The sequence below is a fragment of the Rhizobium changzhiense genome, from assembly GCF_013087625.1.
GTDB classification, from domain to species: domain Bacteria; phylum Pseudomonadota; class Alphaproteobacteria; order Rhizobiales; family Rhizobiaceae; genus Rhizobium; species Rhizobium sophorae.
The window spans coordinates 134528-151833 of record NZ_JABFCQ010000002.1; the positions used below are offsets into that span (position 1 = coordinate 134528).

General features: G+C 61.3%; 18 protein-coding genes. 14 read left to right on the top strand and 4 right to left on the bottom strand.

The window, feature by feature from the left end; translation table 11 throughout:
• Positions 1-122 precede the first annotated feature (122 nt).
• The 7 genes from G9X68_RS10005 (at position 123) to G9X68_RS10035 (ending at position 6552) form a co-directional block, all read left to right on the top strand.
• Positions 123-314, top strand: a complete 192-nt coding sequence (locus G9X68_RS10005; protein WP_003538990.1) for a twin-arginine translocase TatA/TatE family subunit — start codon at positions 123-125, stop codon at positions 312-314.
• 51 nt (positions 315-365) lie between these two features.
• On the top strand, positions 366-977 hold the full coding sequence (tatB, locus tag G9X68_RS10010) for a Sec-independent protein translocase protein TatB (protein ID WP_171602271.1): 612 nt from the start codon (positions 366-368) through the stop codon (positions 975-977).
• Complete coding sequence (tatC, locus tag G9X68_RS10015; RefSeq protein ID WP_168302868.1) at positions 974-1801, top strand: twin-arginine translocase subunit TatC; 828 nt, start codon at positions 974-976, stop codon at positions 1799-1801. The genes tatB and tatC overlap by 4 nt, the downstream gene beginning before the upstream one ends.
• A 197-nt stretch (positions 1802-1998) precedes the next feature.
• Positions 1999-3282, top strand: a complete 1284-nt coding sequence (serS, locus tag G9X68_RS10020) for a serine--tRNA ligase (RefSeq protein ID WP_171602272.1) — start codon at positions 1999-2001, stop codon at positions 3280-3282.
• 4 nt (positions 3283-3286) lie between these two features.
• Positions 3287-4060 carry a 5'/3'-nucleotidase SurE gene (surE, locus tag G9X68_RS10025; RefSeq protein WP_171602273.1) on the top strand — a complete coding sequence of 258 codons (774 nt, stop codon included), beginning with the start codon at positions 3287-3289 and terminating at the stop codon, positions 4058-4060.
• On the top strand, positions 4057-4710 hold the full coding sequence (locus G9X68_RS10030) for a protein-L-isoaspartate(D-aspartate) O-methyltransferase (RefSeq protein WP_027684913.1): 654 nt from the start codon (positions 4057-4059) through the stop codon (positions 4708-4710). The genes surE and G9X68_RS10030 overlap by 4 nt, the downstream gene beginning before the upstream one ends.
• A 240-nt stretch (positions 4711-4950) precedes the next feature.
• Positions 4951-6552, top strand: coding sequence for a M23 family metallopeptidase (locus tag G9X68_RS10035; RefSeq protein ID WP_168308675.1), 1602 nt, complete (start codon positions 4951-4953; stop codon positions 6550-6552).
• Between the two features lie 115 nt (positions 6553-6667).
• Here the strand turns inward: G9X68_RS10035 and G9X68_RS10040 are convergent, their stop codons facing one another.
• Entirely contained in the window at positions 6668-7540 is an 873-nt protein-coding gene (locus tag G9X68_RS10040) for an ATP-binding protein (RefSeq protein ID WP_171602274.1), read from the bottom strand.
• Positions 7541-7745: 205 nt separating this feature from the next.
• On the opposite strand from G9X68_RS10040, the gene yajC reads away from it, so the two are divergent.
• The 5 genes from yajC (at position 7746) to G9X68_RS10065 (ending at position 12468) form a co-directional block, all read left to right on the top strand.
• Entirely contained in the window at positions 7746-8093 is a 348-nt protein-coding gene (yajC, locus tag G9X68_RS10045; RefSeq protein ID WP_171602275.1) for a preprotein translocase subunit YajC, read from the top strand.
• A gap of 44 nt (positions 8094-8137) precedes the next feature.
• The gene (gene secDF / locus G9X68_RS10050; RefSeq protein WP_171602276.1) at positions 8138-10678 is read left to right on the top strand and encodes a protein translocase subunit SecDF; all 2541 of its coding nucleotides are present in this window, start codon (positions 8138-8140) and stop codon (positions 10676-10678) included.
• A 4-nt stretch (positions 10679-10682) separates the two neighbouring features.
• Positions 10683-11069 (top strand): Mth938-like domain-containing protein, encoded by a 387-nt coding sequence (locus G9X68_RS10055; protein ID WP_003539009.1) that lies wholly within the window; start codon positions 10683-10685, stop codon positions 11067-11069.
• Between the two features lie 2 nt (positions 11070-11071).
• Positions 11072-11929: a phytoene/squalene synthase family protein gene (locus G9X68_RS10060; RefSeq protein WP_171602277.1), complete on the top strand. Its 858-nt coding sequence runs from the start codon at positions 11072-11074 to the stop codon at positions 11927-11929.
• Positions 11930-12000: 71 nt separating this feature from the next.
• A complete protein-coding gene (locus G9X68_RS10065) occupies positions 12001-12468 on the top strand; it encodes a hypothetical protein (protein WP_171602278.1) in 468 nt (155 codons plus the stop codon).
• 117 nt (positions 12469-12585) lie between these two features.
• Here the strand turns inward: G9X68_RS10065 and trmFO are convergent, their stop codons facing one another.
• The 3 genes from trmFO to G9X68_RS10080 form a co-directional block, all read right to left on the bottom strand.
• Positions 12586-14019 carry a methylenetetrahydrofolate--tRNA-(uracil(54)-C(5))-methyltransferase (FADH(2)-oxidizing) TrmFO gene (gene trmFO, locus G9X68_RS10070; protein ID WP_171602279.1) on the bottom strand — a complete coding sequence of 478 codons (1434 nt, stop codon included), beginning with the start codon at positions 14017-14019 and terminating at the stop codon, positions 12586-12588.
• A gap of 93 nt (positions 14020-14112) precedes the next feature.
• Positions 14113-14256, bottom strand: a complete 144-nt coding sequence (locus tag G9X68_RS32390; RefSeq protein ID WP_003539017.1) for a DUF1127 domain-containing protein — start codon at positions 14254-14256, stop codon at positions 14113-14115.
• Positions 14257-14548: 292 nt separating this feature from the next.
• Positions 14549-14695, bottom strand: a complete 147-nt coding sequence (locus G9X68_RS10080; RefSeq protein WP_010067591.1) for a DUF1127 domain-containing protein — start codon at positions 14693-14695, stop codon at positions 14549-14551.
• An 864-nt stretch (positions 14696-15559) separates the two neighbouring features.
• Here G9X68_RS10080 and G9X68_RS10085 point away from each other — a divergent pair.
• Together G9X68_RS10085 and G9X68_RS10090 are read left to right on the top strand one after the other, a co-directional pair.
• Complete coding sequence (locus G9X68_RS10085) at positions 15560-16663, top strand: DUF2157 domain-containing protein (RefSeq protein ID WP_171603041.1); 1104 nt, start codon at positions 15560-15562, stop codon at positions 16661-16663.
• On the top strand, positions 16660-17250 hold the full coding sequence (locus G9X68_RS10090; RefSeq protein WP_171602280.1) for a GDYXXLXY domain-containing protein: 591 nt from the start codon (positions 16660-16662) through the stop codon (positions 17248-17250). The genes G9X68_RS10085 and G9X68_RS10090 overlap by 4 nt, the downstream gene beginning before the upstream one ends.
• The last annotated feature ends 56 nt before the right edge of the window (positions 17251-17306 follow it).

Sequence of the window (17306 nt, forward strand, 5' to 3'; positions counted from 1 at the left end):
GGGTCAATGGCTTGTCACAAAGGGCGATACCGTGACATTAAGCTCAGTTCGAAGGGCTTGATGTTGGAAACGGTGTCGGAAATCCTTACATCGTGGGAACATAGAAACAGGGAGTTAGCGTAATGGGTTCTTTTAGCATGTGGCACTGGTTGATCGTTCTGGTCATCGTGCTGTTGTTGTTCGGTCGCGGCAAGATCCCGGAACTGATGGGCGACGTTGCCAAGGGCATTAAGAGCTTCAAGAAGGGCATGACGGACGAAGACGCGCCGGATACGGCAAAGACCGTCGATCACAAGGCCGACGAAACGAAGTAACCAAGTCCGGGAAAAAGCGCAGCCCCCGCGCTTCCCGTCCAGGAGCCTTGCATGTTCGATATTGGCTGGACCGAGCTTTTGGTCATCGCGGTCGTACTGATCGTGGTTGTCGGTCCCAAGGATTTGCCGCCGATGCTGCGCGCTTTCGGCAAGATGACGCAGCGTGCCCGCAAGGTTGCGGGTGATTTCCGTGCGCAGTTCGATGAAGCGTTGCGCGAAGCCGAGCTTGACGATGTCCGCCAGACGATCAGCGACGCCCAGAAGCTAAACCCGGTCAGCAGCCTGCGCGAGGCGATGAACCCGCTCCGCCAGATGGGCAACGAGATCAAGGCCGACCTGCAGAAGGCGACCACGGTCTCGGAGAACAAGACCGAGGTGCCGCCCGATGGTGTCGCAGCCCCGACGCCGTCAATGAGCCTGCCGGAAACGCCGCCATTGGTAGCGACACCTGCGCCGTCGGAACCGGTCGCCGCAGCGATTGTGCAAGCCGATACGGTTGCGGCCAAGCCGAAGGCCGTGCGCAAGCCGCGCGTCAAGCCTGCCGACAACGTCGATGCTGCGGCTGCCGTGTCCGTGCCTGTGGAAAAGCCGAAACGCACGATGGCAGTCAGGAAGCCTGCAACGCCGAAGAAGCCTGCGCAGACAAAGAAGGACGAGGCATGAGCGGTGATATTGAAGACAAGCCGCAGCCGTTGATCGAGCACCTGATGGAGCTGCGCACGCGGCTGATGTGGTCGATCGGCGCATTTTTCGTCGCCTTCATCGCATGCTTCTTTTTCGCCAAGGATCTCTTCAATTATCTGGTCATCCCATACAAGACAGCGGTCCAGTGGGCTAATCTCGACGTTGAGAAGGCCCAGCTCATCTACACCGCGCCGCAGGAATTCTTCTTCACCCAGGTCAAGGTGGCGATGTTCGGCGGCCTTGTGGTCGCTTTCCCGATCATCGCCGCCCAGGTCTACAAGTTCGTGGCGCCCGGCCTCTACAAGAACGAGCGTCAGGCTTTCCTGCCGTTCCTGATCGCCTCGCCGGTCCTGTTCCTGATGGGCGGCGCGCTCGTCTATTTCTTCTTCACGCCGATGGTCATGTGGTTCTTCCTGTCGATGCAGCAGGCGCCGGGTCACGACGAGATAGCAATCTCGCTGATGCCGAAGGTCTCGGAATATCTGAGCCTGATCATGACGCTGGTCTTCTCCTTCGGCCTCGTCTTCCAGCTGCCTGTCATCACCACGCTGCTCGCCCGTGTCGGTCTTCTGACGTCGCAATGGCTGGCCGAAAAGCGCAAGTTTGCCATCGTCCTCGCCTTCGTCGTCGCTGCCGTGCTGACGCCGCCGGACCCGATGTCCCAGATCGGCCTTGCGATACCGACGATCCTTCTCTACGAGATTTCCATCTATGCGGCGCGACTCGTGGAGCGCCAGCGTGCCCGGCAGGCGGTCGAAAAGGAAACCGGATCCGCAGACGTTGCCAAGACGGACAGCGTCTAAGCGGCGATCCCGGAAATCCCTTCATGAACGCCGTCGACTGCATAATCCCTAAATCGGAATCGGTTTAAGGGTTATGGAGCAATTCAAAGTGTTGCGGCGTCCTTTGCGCGTCTGAAAAGGCGCGGCGCCGTGACATCCGGTCGAGGCCCGATCAGGCTTTGGCTGGGTCACCTCTATTGCAACGACCTGGAACGACGATGCTCGATATCAAATGGATCCGTGAGAATCCCGAAGCGCTCGATGCCGCCCTTGCCAAGCGCGGGGCGGAGCCTCTTGCCCAAAGTCTCGTTGCCCTCGATGAAAAGCGCCGCTCCGCTGTGCAGAAGGCGCAGGACCTGCTGTCCCGCCGCAACCTCGCCTCCAAGGAGATTGGCGCGGCGATGGCCCAGAAGAATAGCGAGCTGGCCGAGAAGCTGAAGGCGGAGGTCTCTGAACTCAAGACCCTGCTGCCGGCGATCGAGGAAGAGGACCGGCAACTGACGGCCGAACTCAACGACGCGCTCTCGCGCATCCCGAACATCCCCTTCGATGACGTCCCGGTCGGCAAGGACGAGCATGACAATGTCGTCACCCGCACCGTCGGCGAAAAGCCGCGCTGGAACCATGCACCGAAGGAGCACTTCGAAATCGGCGAAGCGCTTGGCTATATGGATTTCGAGCGCGCCGCCAAGCTCTCCGGCTCGCGCTTCACGGTTCTGACCGGTCCGCTCGCCAGGCTCGAGCGCGCGCTCGGCCAGTTCATGATCGATCTCCACACCAGTGAGCACGGCTATACCGAAGTCAGCTCGCCGCTGATGGTGCGCGACGAGGCCGTCTATGGCACCGCCCAGCTGCCGAAATTCGCCGAGGATCTCTTCAGGACGACGGATGGCCGCTGGTTGATCCCGACGGCCGAAGTGACACTGACCAATCTGGTGCGTGAGGAAATCCTCGATCAGGAAAAGCTGCCGCTCCGCTTTACCGCGCTGACGCCGTCCTTCCGTTCGGAAGCGGGCTCCGCCGGCCGCGATACCCGCGGCATGCTGCGCCAGCATCAGTTCTGGAAATGCGAGCTCGTCTCGATCACCGATGCCGAGAGCGCCGTTGCCGAGCATGAACGCATGACCGCCTGCGCCGAGAAAGTGCTGAAACGCCTCGGCCTGCATTTCCGCACCATGACGCTTTGCACCGGCGACATGGGCTTCGGCTCGCGCAAGACTTACGATCTCGAAGTCTGGCTGCCGGGACAGAATGCCTTCCGTGAGATCTCTTCCTGCTCGGTCTGCGGCGATTTTCAGGGTCGGCGGATGAATGCGCGCTACCGCGGCAAGGACGACAAGAGCAACAGGTTCGTCCATACGCTGAACGGTTCCGGCACGGCCGTCGGCCGCTGCCTGATCGCTATCCTTGAAAATTATCTGAACGAGGATGGTTCGGTCACGATTCCGGACGTTTTGCTGCCTTATATGGGCGGATTGACCAAGATCGAACGGGCGGCCTGAGGCGATGCGCATTCTGCTTACCAATGACGACGGCATTCACGCCGAAGGTCTTGCCGCCCTGGAGCGGATCGCGCGCACGCTGTCGGACGATGTCTGGATCGTGGCGCCCGAGACCGACCAGAGCGGCCTGGCCCATTCGCTGAGCCTCTCCGAACCTTTGCGGCTGCGCAAGATTTCCGACAAGCATTTCGCCCTGCGCGGCACGCCGACCGATTGCGTCATCATGGGCATCAGGCAGGTGATGGACATCAAGCCGGATCTCGTCCTGTCGGGCGTCAATTCAGGCTCGAACGTTGCCGACGACGTGACCTATTCCGGCACGATCGCCGGCGCCATCGAAGGAACCATGCAGGGCGTGCGCTCCTTCGCGTTGAGCCAGGCCTATCTTTATGAGGACGGCGCACGCATCGTGCCCTGGGAGGTCTGCGAGACGCACGCGCCGGCTCTTCTGGAAAAGCTGATGGTCCTTGACCTGCCGGAGGGCACGTTCCTCAATCTCAACTTCCCGAACTGCCGTCCCGGCGAAGTCAATGGCGCCGAGGTGACGATGCAGGGCAAGCTCGCCTTCAATCTGCAGGTCGACGCCCGCTCCGACGGCCGGGGCTTTCCCTACTACTGGCTGAAGTTTGGCGAACGCGCTGGCGCCTTCGTCGAAGGCACCGATATTCACGCCCTGAAGCATAACAAGATTTCGGTAACGCCTTTGAAACTGGATCTGACCGATTATTCCGTGACGGACCGCGTGGCGCGGGCCTTGGGATACGGAGCACAAGTTTGACGGCAAGACTGGCGGAGAAGGAGGGCTTTGCTGCGCTCGTCCTCAGATTGCGTGCCGAAGGCATCTCCGACCTCGATCTGCTGACGGCGGTCGAGCAGACGCAGCGCTCCCTGTTTGTGCCGCCGCAATTTGCCGACGACGCCTATTCGAGCCGGACGATACCGATCGAATGCGGTTCCTTTCTCGAAGGCATCGATTTTGCCGTCCGCATCCTGCATCACCTGAAGCTCAAGCCCGGCCAGCGCGTCCTGGAGATCGGCACCGGAAGCGGCTTTACCGCCGCCGTCATGGGCCGCATGGCCGAGCGTGTGCTGTCCATCGACCGCTACAAGACGCTGACATCAGCCGCGCAGCGGCGCATGGAATCGCTTGGTCTGCGCAGCGTCATCATTCGCCATGCCGACGGCAGTGCCGGCATGCAGGGTGAGGGCACCTTCGACCGCATCCTGGTGACGGCGGCCTTCAACGCGATGCCGCGCTTTTATACCGACCAGCTCGTTTCCGGCGGCTCGATGATCGCGCCGCTGATGATTTCGGAGAACGAGTGTCGCATGGTGCGGCTGACGAAAACCGGCAGCCGTTTCGAACGCGAGGAACTGTTCGAAGCTCCCTATCTGCCGATCGTTCCGCGCCTTGCCTCGCTGCTTTAGACGTGGATAGTGTCGGGCCGATCGGCCTGATATCTGACAATCAGAAAAAGAGCATGAAGTCGTGCGAAAGCCGCTCAGGCTTTTTTGGCATCCTGCGCGGCACACTGCGATTTTTCACCCGTAAAGCTATGGTTATCAACTTCTCAAAAATATTGCACTGATTCCAGCATCTTAACCGCGTGGTAATACTAACGCGTTTTAATAGACTCACAAATGGTTGCGTTCTCAGTGGGTCGAGTCATGCGTTTCAGTCTTTCGCCAAAGTTCGGAAAGTCGGCCGGTAATCTTCTGGTTGTTGGCCTGCTGGCAAGTGCCGCAACGGGCTGCAGTTCCGATGTGACACGGTTTGGCGGCTTGTTTTCCTCCTCCGGGCAGGACCAGATCACCACAAGTTCCATTCCGCGCAGGAATATGAACGGTTCTCAGGGCGATCCGGTGCCCCGCGCCGATCTTAGCAGTTCGGCCGTTGCCAGCCAGTCCGGCTACGGTGGCGGCAATGACGCGCTGAACCAGCCTTATCCCGCCCGTCAGGGTTACGATCCGACCCGGACGTCGAGCTCGAGCGCACGTCTCGCTTCCGCGCCGGTTTCGGTGCAGCGTTCCGAACTGGCCGCGCCGACGGCGGCGGCGCCGTCCCGGCAGCGGGAAAAGGAAGTTGCGCTCGCCCAGCCCTTCCCAGCTGCGCCGCAGGCCGAAAGGCCTCGATTGGTGGCGCCAACTGCGCCGAAGGTGACGCCTGATACGCTGACGACAGGCACGACGCCGAAGGTTTCAGGCTGGTCCGCGACCAACGCTCCGTCGGTGACGCTGCGTCCGGGTGAAAGCATCGCCACGCTCTCCAGGCGTTTCGGCGTACCGGAAAAGGAAATCCTGCGCGTCAATGCTCTGAAGACGGCATCTGCCGCCCAGCCCGGCCAGGCGATCCTGATCCCGACATTCAACGGCGGCAATGCCGCCAAGGCGGCATCGCAGGCGGCTGACCTTTCCAAGCCCGGCAAGATGCCGGCGCCGAAGGCGCCTGAGCAGAACGTCGCCGTCGTTCCGGGCGCCAATTCCGCCCGCGACAAGACGCTGGCGAGTGGCGATGTCACCGGCAAACTTCCCGCCGGCGCCGGCAAGGATCCGAAGGCGCCTGCCGGCACCTATGTCGTCAAGCAAGGCGATTCCCTGGCAAAGATTGCCAAGGCGACCGGTAGCAATGTCGACGACCTCAAGGCCGCCAACAATCTTTCGGCCAGCTCGCTCCGCATCGGTCAGGCTCTGAAGATCCCGAACGGCACCGCCGACAATATTAAGACCGCCTCGATCCCGGCCGAGAAGGTCGATCCGAAGCCGACCCAGCCGGCGGCTGCCCAGCAGACGGCTTCCGCTCAGCCCGCGCCTTATAAGGCACCGGCCGCCACTCAGACCGTCGACGATGTCGAGAAGAAGTCGGACGTCAGCTCCGACGCGCCGGAATCGACCGGCATCGGCAAATACCGCTGGCCGGTGCGCGGCCAGGTCATTGCTTCATACGGCGCCAACGTCAACGGCAACCGCAATGACGGCATCGACATTTCGGTACCGCAGGGCACGCCGATCAAGGCTGCCGAAAACGGCGTCGTCATCTATGCCGGCAACGGCCTGAAGGAGCTCGGCAACACGGTTCTCGTCCGTCACGACGACGGCACCGTTACCGTCTACGGCAACGCCGATACGCTGAGCGTCACCCGCGGCCAGAAGATCCAGCGTGGCCAGACCGTCGCCGTCTCCGGCATGAGCGGCGACGTCAAGCAGCCGCAGGTCCATTTCGAGGTGCGCAAGGATGCGTCCCCGGTCAACCCGATGACTTTCCTGGAATAGGTACAGCGTACCAGGAAACGCAAAAGCCCGGCCGCCAGCCGGGCTTTTGTCATTTAATGCATGTCGCCCAAAAGTGTGCAGCGGTTTTGGGATAGCGACATGCATAAATCAAAGACTAGGCCCGGTCGATGTGAACCCGCATGCGTCCGGCCAGATCCTGAATATACTGCCAGGCGACGCGGCCGGAGCGGGCTCCGCGCGTCGTTGCCCATTCCAGCGCTTCGGCATGCATCTTGTCGCGTTCGAGCCCGAGCTTGTAGTGATCGGCATAGCCGTCGATCATGCCGAGATAGTCGTCCTGGCTGCATTTGTGGAAGCCAAGCCAGAGGCCGAAGCGGTCGGAAAGCGAAACCTTCTCCTCGACCGCCTCCGACGGATTGATCGCCGTCGACTGCTCGTTTTCCATCATGTGGCGGGGAAGGAGATGGCGCCGGTTGGAGGTGGCGTAGAAGAGCACATTGTCCGGCCGCCCTTCGACGCCGCCGTCGAGTGCCGCCTTCAGCGACTTGTAGGCGGTGTCGTCGTGATCGAAGGAGAGATCGTCGCAGAAGACGATCACGCGGTACGGCGTGTCCTTCAAGAGGTCGAGCAGATTGGGAAGGCTGGCGATATCCTCGCGGTGGACTTCGACCAGCTTCAGCGCGACACCGCTTTCGCGCCTGACATCCTCGTGTACGGCTTTAACAAGCGAGGATTTGCCCATGCCGCGCGCGCCCCAGAGCAGCACATTGTTGGCGGCATACCCCTCGGCGAAACGCACCGTATTCTCGTGGAGGATGTCGCGTACGTGATCGACACCGCGGATGAGCTTCAACGCCACCCGGTTCGGCTTCTTCACAGGCTGCAGATGCTGGCGCATCGGCGCCCAGACGAAACAGTCCGCCGCAGCCCAGTCGTTGACGGCAGGCGCCGGCCCGGCAAGGCGCTGGACGGCATCGGCGAGCCGTTTCAGTTCGGCAAGCAGGGCAGTGTTGATTTCCTCGGTCATCGCAGGCCTCCTGTTTTTCGCTGCGTCATTCCGCTTTGATCTTTCGATGCCGCCTACCATGGCGTTTTGACGGCGGAAAGGTTATGAGGCAGCGGAATCGGTACTGTTTCCGGCTGTTTCTGTTGCATTCATCGAAGCGGTAACTATAGTCCGGCAACCTGAAAAGAGAGGCGGAGTTCCGCCGCCCAAGCCTGAGGAGTTTAGCATGTTCATCACCCCGGCATTCGCCCAGAGCGCGACCGATACCGCAACGGGATTCGGCGGCTCCGGTTTCGAAATGATCATCCTGTTCGTGCCGCTGATGGTCGTCTGGTACTTCCTGCTGATCCGTCCGCAGCGCGCACAGGCAAAAAAGCGTGAGGAGACCCTGAAGGCGATCCGTCGCGGCGACCAGGTGGTCACTGGTGGCGGTCTTGTCGGCAAGGTCACCAAGGTGATCGACGAAAAGGAAGTCGAAGTCGAGATCGCCGACGGCGTGCGCGTGCGCATCGTCCGCAACGGCATCTCCGAAATTCGCGTCAAGGGTGAACCGGTCAAGGCCGACGCGGCGTAACAAGCGATAACGGCAGACCGCCGGATCGGAAGATCGTCGAGAGAATGTTGCATTTTTCCCGCTGGAAAACACTTCTGATTTGGCTGGTCGCGTTTGCGGCTATCGTCATCGCTGCGCCCAATCTGCTGACCGAGGCGCAGCGATCCTCCCTGCCGGATTGGCTGCGGCACGACCGCGTGGTGCTTGGTCTCGACCTGCAGGGCGGCTCGCATATCGTTCTGAAGGTCGAGCGCGCCGATATCGTCAGGGACCGCCTGGAAGAGCTGGTCGCCAATGTGCGCAACGCGCTGCGCGGCGCCGGCATTCGCTATACCGGGCTGACCGGCAATGACCAGACGGTCACCGTCCGCATCACCGATGCGGCCCAGACACAGGCGGCGGTCTATCTCCTGAAGCCTTTGACGACGGCTGGCGGACATTCGGGACCTGAAGTCGCGCTGCAGCAGGGCGACCAGGGGCAGCTCTCGCTGCAGATTTCCGACGCCGGCATTACTGCTGACGTCGCTTCCGCCCGGACCCGCTCGCTCGATATCGTTGGCCGCCGCATCGCCGGATTCGGCAATGATAATTTCCTCGTTCGCCCTGATGGCGCCGACCGCATCGTCGTGCAGGTGCTGGGATCGGTCGATGCGGAGCGGCTGAAGAACATCCTGAACCAGCCGGCCAAGCTTTCCTTTCATCTGATCGACGAAAGCATGTCGGGGCAGGAGGCGCTGAACGGCCGGTGGCCGGCGACATCGCAGGTGCTCTATTCGCTTGACGATCCGCCGGTACCGTACCTCGTCGACCGCACGGCTTTCATCACCGGCAGCAACATGGTCGATATCGAGCCTGTCGTCGATCCACAGACGCAGGATACCTCGATTGCCTACCGTCTCGATGCGGAAGGCACGCAGCGGCTGGCGCAGGCGACGGGGCAGAATATCGGCAAGCACCTTGCCATCGTCTTCGATGATCAGGTGATGTCGTCACCGGCCATCGATGCGGCGATCACCGGCGGCGAGGGCAGGATTTCTGCAAACTTCTCCCAGGATGGCGTCCGCGACCTTGCGATCATGCTGCGCGCCGGCGCCTTGCCGGCAACGCTGACGAGCGTTGAGGAACGCAGCGTCAGCCCGAGATTCGGCGCCGATTCCATCTTCAACGGCCTCGTCGCCGGCCTCGTCGCCGTCGTATTGGTCGCGGCACTGATGATCGCGCTCTATCGCATCCTCGGCATCATCGCCGTCGCATCGCTCTTCCTCAACCTGATCCTCATCGTCGCGGTGCTCAGCCTTATTGGCGCGACGCTCACCTTGCCGGGGATTGCCGGTATCGTGTTGATCGTCGGCATGGCGGTCGATTCGAACGTTCTGATCTATGAGCGAATCCGCGAAGAGGAAAAAACCACTCATTCCTTTGCGGAGGCCGTCGGTCGCGGTTTCTCGCGCGCATTTGCAACGATCGTCGACGCCAATGTGACGATCTTCATCGCCGCCATCATCCTCTTCTTCCTCGGCAGCGAATCCATCCGCGGTTTCGCGGTGACGCTTGCGGTCGGCATCCTGACGACCGTTTTCACGGCATTCACGCTGACGCGCTCGATCGTTGCCGTCTGGTTGAGAAGGCGCCATCCCCGGCATCTGCCGAAGAGCGTGCTGACGCATCTTTTCGAACACGCCAATATCCGCTTCATGGGGATCCGCCGTTATGTCTTTACGGCGTCGGCAGTCATCTCGCTGATCGCCATGGCCGCTTTTGCCACCGTCGGCCTGCATCTCGGCATTGATTTCACCGGCGGCTCGCTCATCGAGGTGACGGCAAAGCAGGGCAATGCCGACATCGCCGATCTCAGCTCGCGTCTGAATGATCTCAATCTCGGCGATGTCAGTGTCGAGCGCACCGGTGGCCCGTCGAACGCGCGGATCCGCATCGCTTCCCAGGGCGGCGGCGAGAATGCCGAGCAGTCGGCGGCGACGCTGGTGCGCGGCGAGCTCCAGGAAGATTATGATTTTCGCCGCGTCGAGGTCGTCGGCCCCGCCATCTCGGGCGAATTGACGATGATGGCGACGCTCGGCGTGCTTGCAGCACTTGCGGCGATCCTGATCTACATCTGGATCCGCTTCGAATGGCAGTTCGCGGTCGGCGCCATCATTGCCACGCTGCACGATGTCATCATCATGCTCGGTCTCTTCGTCCTCACCGGCATCGAGTTCAACCTGACGAGCGTCGCCGCCGTGCTGACCATCGTCGGTTATTCCCTGAACGATACAGTCGTGGTCTACGACCGAATGCGCGAAAATCTCAAACGATACAAGAAGATGCCGCTGCCCATCCTGATCGATGCGTCGATCAACCAGACGCTGTCGCGCACCGTTCTGACCGCGGCGACGACGTTGATCGCCTTGCTGGCGCTTTTTCTCTTCGGCGGTGAAGTCATCCGTTCCTTCACCTTTGCGATGCTCTTCGGCGTCGCTCTCGGCACCTTCTCTTCGATCTATATCGCCGCTCCTGTCTTGATCGTCTTTCGGCTGCGGCCGGAGGCTCCCGACGGAGAAGAGAGCAACAAGACGGATGTTGGTGCAAAATCCGGCACGGTGGTTTGAAAAAATGGCAAAAGGCATAGAAATCCGCGCCGCACATTTCCCCGGGCGCGCTCCGATCGATGCTTACGGCAATGGCGGCTTTCGTTTTGCCGACATGTCGCATCGCGGCTCGATCCTTTGCCTGCCCTCCGGTATTCATGGCTGGGACATGGACATGTCGAAACCGCTGTCACCTGAAAATTTTCGCCGGGTGCTGGATGAGGCCGCCGATATCGAGGTTCTGCTCGTCGGTACTGGAACCGAGCTTCGCCGTCTGCCCGAGGAATTGAGGCTGGCGTTGAAGTCGCGCGGCATCTCGTCCGATCCGATGAGCACCGGGGCTGCAGTGCGCACCTTCAACATCATGCTCGCCGAGCAACGTGCCGTCGCCGCGGCGTTGATTGCGGTCTGACGATGACTGAAGCGCATATTGCGACCAACCGGGACATCTGCCTGGCGATGCTGCGTGACAGCGATCGCGACCGCTATCTCGCCTGTCTGCTGTCGCCGGAGGAAAAGCGCGGCGCGCTCGCAGCTCTTTACGCCTTCAACGCCGAGCTTGCCCGCATCCGCGATCTCGTCCACGAGCCGTTGCCCGGTGAGGTGCGGCTGCAATATTGGCACGATCTTCTGGAAGGCAGCGCACACGGCTCGACGGCGGCCAATCCCGTCGCCGCAGCCCTTCTGATCGCGATCGAAACGCACCGCCTGCCGCGCAAGACGCTGATCGACATGATCGAGGCCCGTACCTTCGATCTCTATGACGATCCGATGGAGACGCGTCTTTCGCTTGAAGGCTATGCCGGCGAAACGGCATCGGCGCTGATTCAGCTCGCAGGCCTGGTGCTTTCGCCGGAGGAAGCCGCACGCTCGGCCGACGCCGCCGGCCATGCCGGGGTCGCCCAGGCGGTCGCCGGTCTGTTGTTGCTGATGCCGCTGCATCGCCGCCGCGGCCAGATCTATATTCCGCTGCAGATCCTTTCCGCCACCGGTCTCGACCGCGATGCTTTCCTCGCCGGCGAAGACAGGCCGCGCATCTCTGCCGCCATCGAGGCCTTCGCCGGCCTCGGTCGCGAACATCTGGCAAAGGCGAGGGCGGCGGGCCCGATTGCGCCGGCCGTCTTTCCAGCCTTCCTGCCGGCGACGCTTGCAGAACCGGTGCTCATCAAGGCGCAGAAACGCGGCGCCTTGCTGCTCGACCGGCCGCTGCAGCCGCCGCAATGGCGCCGCCAGCTGCGGATGGGGCTGGCTGCCGCACGCCGAAAAATCTGATATCGGTCAAATTCGCGCAAGTCTCGTGCGTTACAAGGCTTCCACCGCTACCCTTTGAACGGAGACTCGGCGTGGGCATTATCGTCTGGTGCGTCCTTTTCGCGATCGTCATTTTCTTTGCTTTCGTGGCAACGCGCATGGCCGCACAGAACAAGGAAGATGGCCTGCATGACACAGGCCTCGCCATCATCGAGTTCGGCCGTGCCTTTCCGACCGAGGCGATCCGTCAGCTGCAGGCGACGGAAAACGGCCAGGCCGTCTTTGTGCGCCTGCACGACAACAAGGCCGGCTTCATGCGCAACATGTCGCGCCATTTCTCCTGCCACGTGATCGAGCCGGGTCGGGTGCGCGTCGTCGGCTCTGAAACGGGCAGGGGACTGGTGATCGACTTCCTCGATGCACCCCATCACAACGGCGATTTCGAATTCGCTTCCGCCAAGGAAGCCTCGGAGGTTTCGCTCTGGCTGCTCGGCAATTATATCGCCGAGCCGGATAAGGACCTGCCGTCCGACAATATTTCAGCGGCGAACAAGCAGTAGTGCATGTCGCCCAAAAATATGCAGCGGTTTGGGAAGGACGACATGCATAAAGCAAAGACTTTAAGGGACGGGTCGCATAAGCCAGGTTCGAGGCGACGCGCTTGAAAAGCGCGCCGGTCAGGCACTTTCGGCAAGCGTCGATTCTTGACCGAGCCAGGCCGCGCAGTCGGCAAGCGCGCGCCGTGCGATCAGCTGCCGCTTCATGATCGTCTTGTCCTTGCCACGAAAGCGCTTGACGCCTTCGGGTTTGACGATCGACCCCGGCTGGAGCTCCGGAAACAGCCCGAAATTGATGTTCATCGGCTGGAACGATCGTTTGCCCGACTCCTCGTCGGTGACGAGGTGCCCACCGGTGATATGGCCGAGCAGCGAGCCGAGCGCCGTCGTCGCCGGCGGTAGCGAGATCGCCTCGCCCTTGCGTTCGGCCGCGGCGAAACGCCCGGCCATCAGCCCGACGCTGGCGCTTTCCACATAACCCTCACAGCCGGTGATCTGGCCGGCAAAGCGCAGGCCGGGCCGCGATTTCAGCGTCAGCGACGGATCGAGCAGGGTTGGGGAGTTGATATAGGTGTTGCGGTGCAGGCCGCCGAGGCGGGCAAATTCGGCATTTCCCAGACCCGGGATCATCCGGAAGATTTCCGCCTGCGCGCCATATTTCAGCTTCGTCTGGAAGCCGACCATATTGTAGAGCGTGCCGAGCGCATTGTCCTGACGCAGCTGCACGACGGCATAGGCCTTGATCATCGGATTATGCGCGTTCGTCAGCCCCATCGGCTTCATCGGTCCGTGGCGCAGCGTCTCGCGGCCGCGTTCGGCCATCACCTCGATCGGCAGGCAACCGTCGAAATAAGGCGTGCCCTCCCATTCCTTGAAACCGACCGTATCGCCGGATATCAGCGCGTCGACGAAGGCATTGTACTGCGCTTCGTCCATCGGGCAGTTGATGTAATCCTTGCCGGTGCCGCCGGGGCCGACCTTGTCGTAGCGCGACTGATACCAGCAGATATCCATGTCGATGCTCTCGCGGTAGACGATCGGCGCGATGGCGTCGAAGAAGGCAAGCGAATCCTCGCCGGTTTCCGTCTGGATGGCGCTCGCAAGCGACGGTGCCGTCAGCGGTCCGGTGGCGACGATGGCTAGATCCCAGTCCTTCGGCGGCAGGCCGGTGATCTCTTCACGCACGACGGTGATGAGCGGGTGGTCATGGATCGCTTTGGTCACCGCCTCGGAGAAACCATCGCGATCGACGGCTAGCGCACCGCCGGCCGGTACCTGGCACCGGTCGGCAGCGGCCATGATCAGTGAGCCCGCCATGCGCATCTCGGCATGGATGACGCCGACGGCATTGCTGGTCGCATCGTCGGACCGGAAGGAGTTGGAGCAGACGAGTTCGGCAAGTCCGTCCGTCTTGTGCGCATCCGTGCCGCGTACCCCGCGCATTTCATGCAGGATAACCGGAACGCCGGAACTGGCTATCTGCCAGGCGGCTTCCGAACCGGCAAGCCCGCCGCCGACGACGTGGATAGGGGAATAGGAGGAGATCGTGTTCATTCCGGGCTGATATCATGTCGGCAGGTGCGATCCAACACCCTGGAATCAAAAACGGCGCCCTGGGGCGCCGTCTTGGAAGCATCGTACTCGTTATTAGCGGAACGAGCGGGATGCGATATTCCGGATGTCGTAGCGGCTGACGCCGATATCGGACAGGGTCTGGTTCGAAAGGCCGCCGAGTTCATTGAGCGTACGACGGTAGCTGAGCCAGCTTCTTGCAATGCGGATCGGGTTCATTGTCTTCTTCCTATGTCCGCGGGACGGCGGGATCGCCTGTCTCTCTGCGGTTGATGTTTATATAGGCGAGAACCGTCCGATTGTGCAGTGCAAATAAAAGGCGTCTGCCATGCAATTGTGCACGATGATGCTCTTCAATTAAGCAGCGGATATTTTTTGAGCGGGCTAACGAGTCGGAAACCTTCAACCGCTGCGGCAGCCGTATGCAGACAAACGAAAACGCCCGCTGTGGGAGGCAGCGGGCGTTTCAATAAAAGACGATCTGCTCGTAAAGAGCAGTCAACCGCCTGAATTAGCGGGAAGAAGCCTCACGGGCAACGCGATGGATGTCCGAACGGTCGATGCCGAGATCGTGCAATTCGCGGTTGGTCATGCGGCCGAGTTCCGTGACGGTCTGACGATACTTGCGCCAGTTGTTGAAAGAGCGAGAGAAGTTCATGTTAAGCCCCTTTCCGAGGGTTTCATCTGCCAGCAGCCACCAATCGGCGCTGACCTCTATTTGATGACTGGAATATATGTTGCGACGCGAAAGACTAAAACAGCCAAGTTTTCAGATCACCTATGCGATCTATGCAATGCTCAAGAGGTATCTGACGCAGACTTACTGCTTTTTGGTCAACGAATAGGCAGAATGACTTTTGGGAAAGCAGTTTGGACGAAGCGGGTGGCACCGCAGAAAACGCTGCTTGCTCCGATGGTTCCGCCCGTCCAGCCGCTGCAAAGAGGCGCGCCGTTTCGGATCGGAAGCCGCCCATCTCTTCGCAGGGTTGGTGGGGCGCTGTGACGACAATGCGGCATTGATGGCGCCGCGCGACGAGAATCCCCTCACTGCCAAGGCTTTAATGAAGCTTTGGCTAAGTGAAAACGCCCGCCGGGGGAGGATCCGGCGGGCGTGTTATGGTGACTGACAACTGGGAGGAGGAGTGTTGCCAGTCTATCGCAGCGCGCTGGGAGGAGGAGTGCGCGACTGCGAATCTCGTCACGGACAAGGCATCCGCGGGCGTCCGGCTGATGCCGGGCCGGGGCGCCATCCCCGTGCTTCGATGTGTTGATCAATAGTATGACTAATGAATATTGTGCAGTGCAATAAATTCATGGGGGATATGCGCGGATTGCATGCCTCTCCGTCCATAGGCTTATATTAGTGCTTCTGACGTTAGCGGCCGGTTAACACCCGATACTATTTAGACCAATGAGGAACTTGTATATTTGTCGCAAGAGCGTTTGCGGACACCCGTGCGGCGTCTATAACGGCGTGAGCCGCAGCGCCGCAGTCGGCGTTACGGAAATCGAGAGGTTGAGCATGTATCGCGGCAGATTGGAGCGGGATCTCTCGCTCTGGGTGGGTAAGGGCCTGCTCGGGCAGGAAACGGCAGGTGCGCTTCTCGCCGAATATGACAGCCGCCCGGCAAGCTTCAGCCTCGGCAGGGTGCTGATGGCGCTGGCGGGGGTGCTGCTTGCAGCTGCCATCCTGCTGGTCGTCGCCTCCAACTGGGAGGCCATCCCGCGCCTGGTGCGCGTGGGGGGCATCCTTGCCCTGATCTGGGTGGTGCATATCGCCGCCGCTCGGATGCTTGCCCGCGGTGCGACAGCCGCCGCAGGCGGCTTGCTGGTCATCGGCGCGATGAGTTTCGGCGGCGCCATCTCGCTGGTCGGGCAGATGTATCACCTCTCCGGCGACGAGCAGACGGTGATGTATCTGTGGTTCGCGATTGCGACGATCTCGGCGATCCTGTTCCGTTCGGGCGCCGTGACCGTCGTCGCCGGCTTCCTCTCCTGGGCGTCGTTTGCCGTCTATCTTGAGAATTACGACACGCATTGGATAGGGTTCGATCCCTGGATGGCGCCCGTCATGGCGGTGATCGTCATCGGGCTGGTGCGCTATACCGGCGCCGAGCGGGCCCGCCACCTGGCCTATCTGCTGCTGATCGGCTGGCTTGCCTGGCTCTATACTCTTTATGAGGAGGTGGCCGTGGCACTGGCCTTTGCGATCGGCGGCATGGCGGCCTTCGTCCTGACGGCGTTGCCGCTCCGGCCTATTGCCTCCTTGGTCAGAAGCGCCGGTGCGGCTCCTGCCTTCTACAGCTTCCTCGTCGCCGTAATCGGCTTCCTGCTGCTGCATATCGAAATCGAGGACGGCTGGGGGCTGGTGGTGCTCGGAGTGGCGACGCTTGCCGCTTCCGTGCTGGCAATCGTCCTGCGTGGCAGGGATAATGGCGCGGTGCGATATCTCGCCTATGCGACCTTCGCCGCGGAGATGCTGTATCTCGCCTCTGTCACCGTCGGCTCGATCCTCGGCACGTCGAGCCTCTTCCTGTTCTCCGGTCTCGTGGTGGCACTTGTCGCCTGGATGGTCATCCGTCTTGAGCGGCGTTTTTCGGCGAATGCACAGGGGGAGCGCGCATGAGCTCGTTCATGGCAAGGCTGCAATCCGGCAAAGGTTATCTCTTTTCGGCGATCATCGTCGCCGGTTTGCAGACCCTCATCCTCGGCACGATCATCCAAAGCCGGGCGTCGATCCTCAGCGAGGGCGCCGAGGTGCTGCTGAAGACGGCTCCCGTCGATCCGCGCGATTTCCTGCGCGGCGACTATGTCGTCTTGAACTACGACATTTCCTCGGTGCCGGTGCAGACGGTTTCCGGCGGCATTCCGGCCGAGGCCGGCGAGCGGGTGTTATGGGTCCGGTTGAAGAAGCAGGAGGACGGTTTCTGGACGGTGACCGAATCGTCCTTTCACGAACTGCCTCCGCAGCCGGAGTCCGTGATCCTACGCAGCCAGCCGTTTTATAGTGGCGGCCTTGCCGCCGGCGACAGCATGCGTGTCGAATACGGCATTGAGCGCTACTACGTTCCTGAAGGCGAGGGCAAGCCGATCGAGGAGGCCCGCAATGACGGCAACGTTGCCATCGCAGTGCGTATCTCGCCTGATGGAAGCGCACAGATTCGCAGCCTTCTCGTTGACGGAAAGCCGGTTTACGACGAGCCGCTCTACTGATCCGGTCACACTTCGGGGCAGGGCGGTTCCGGGGCTGCAAATCCCCTGTCATTTGC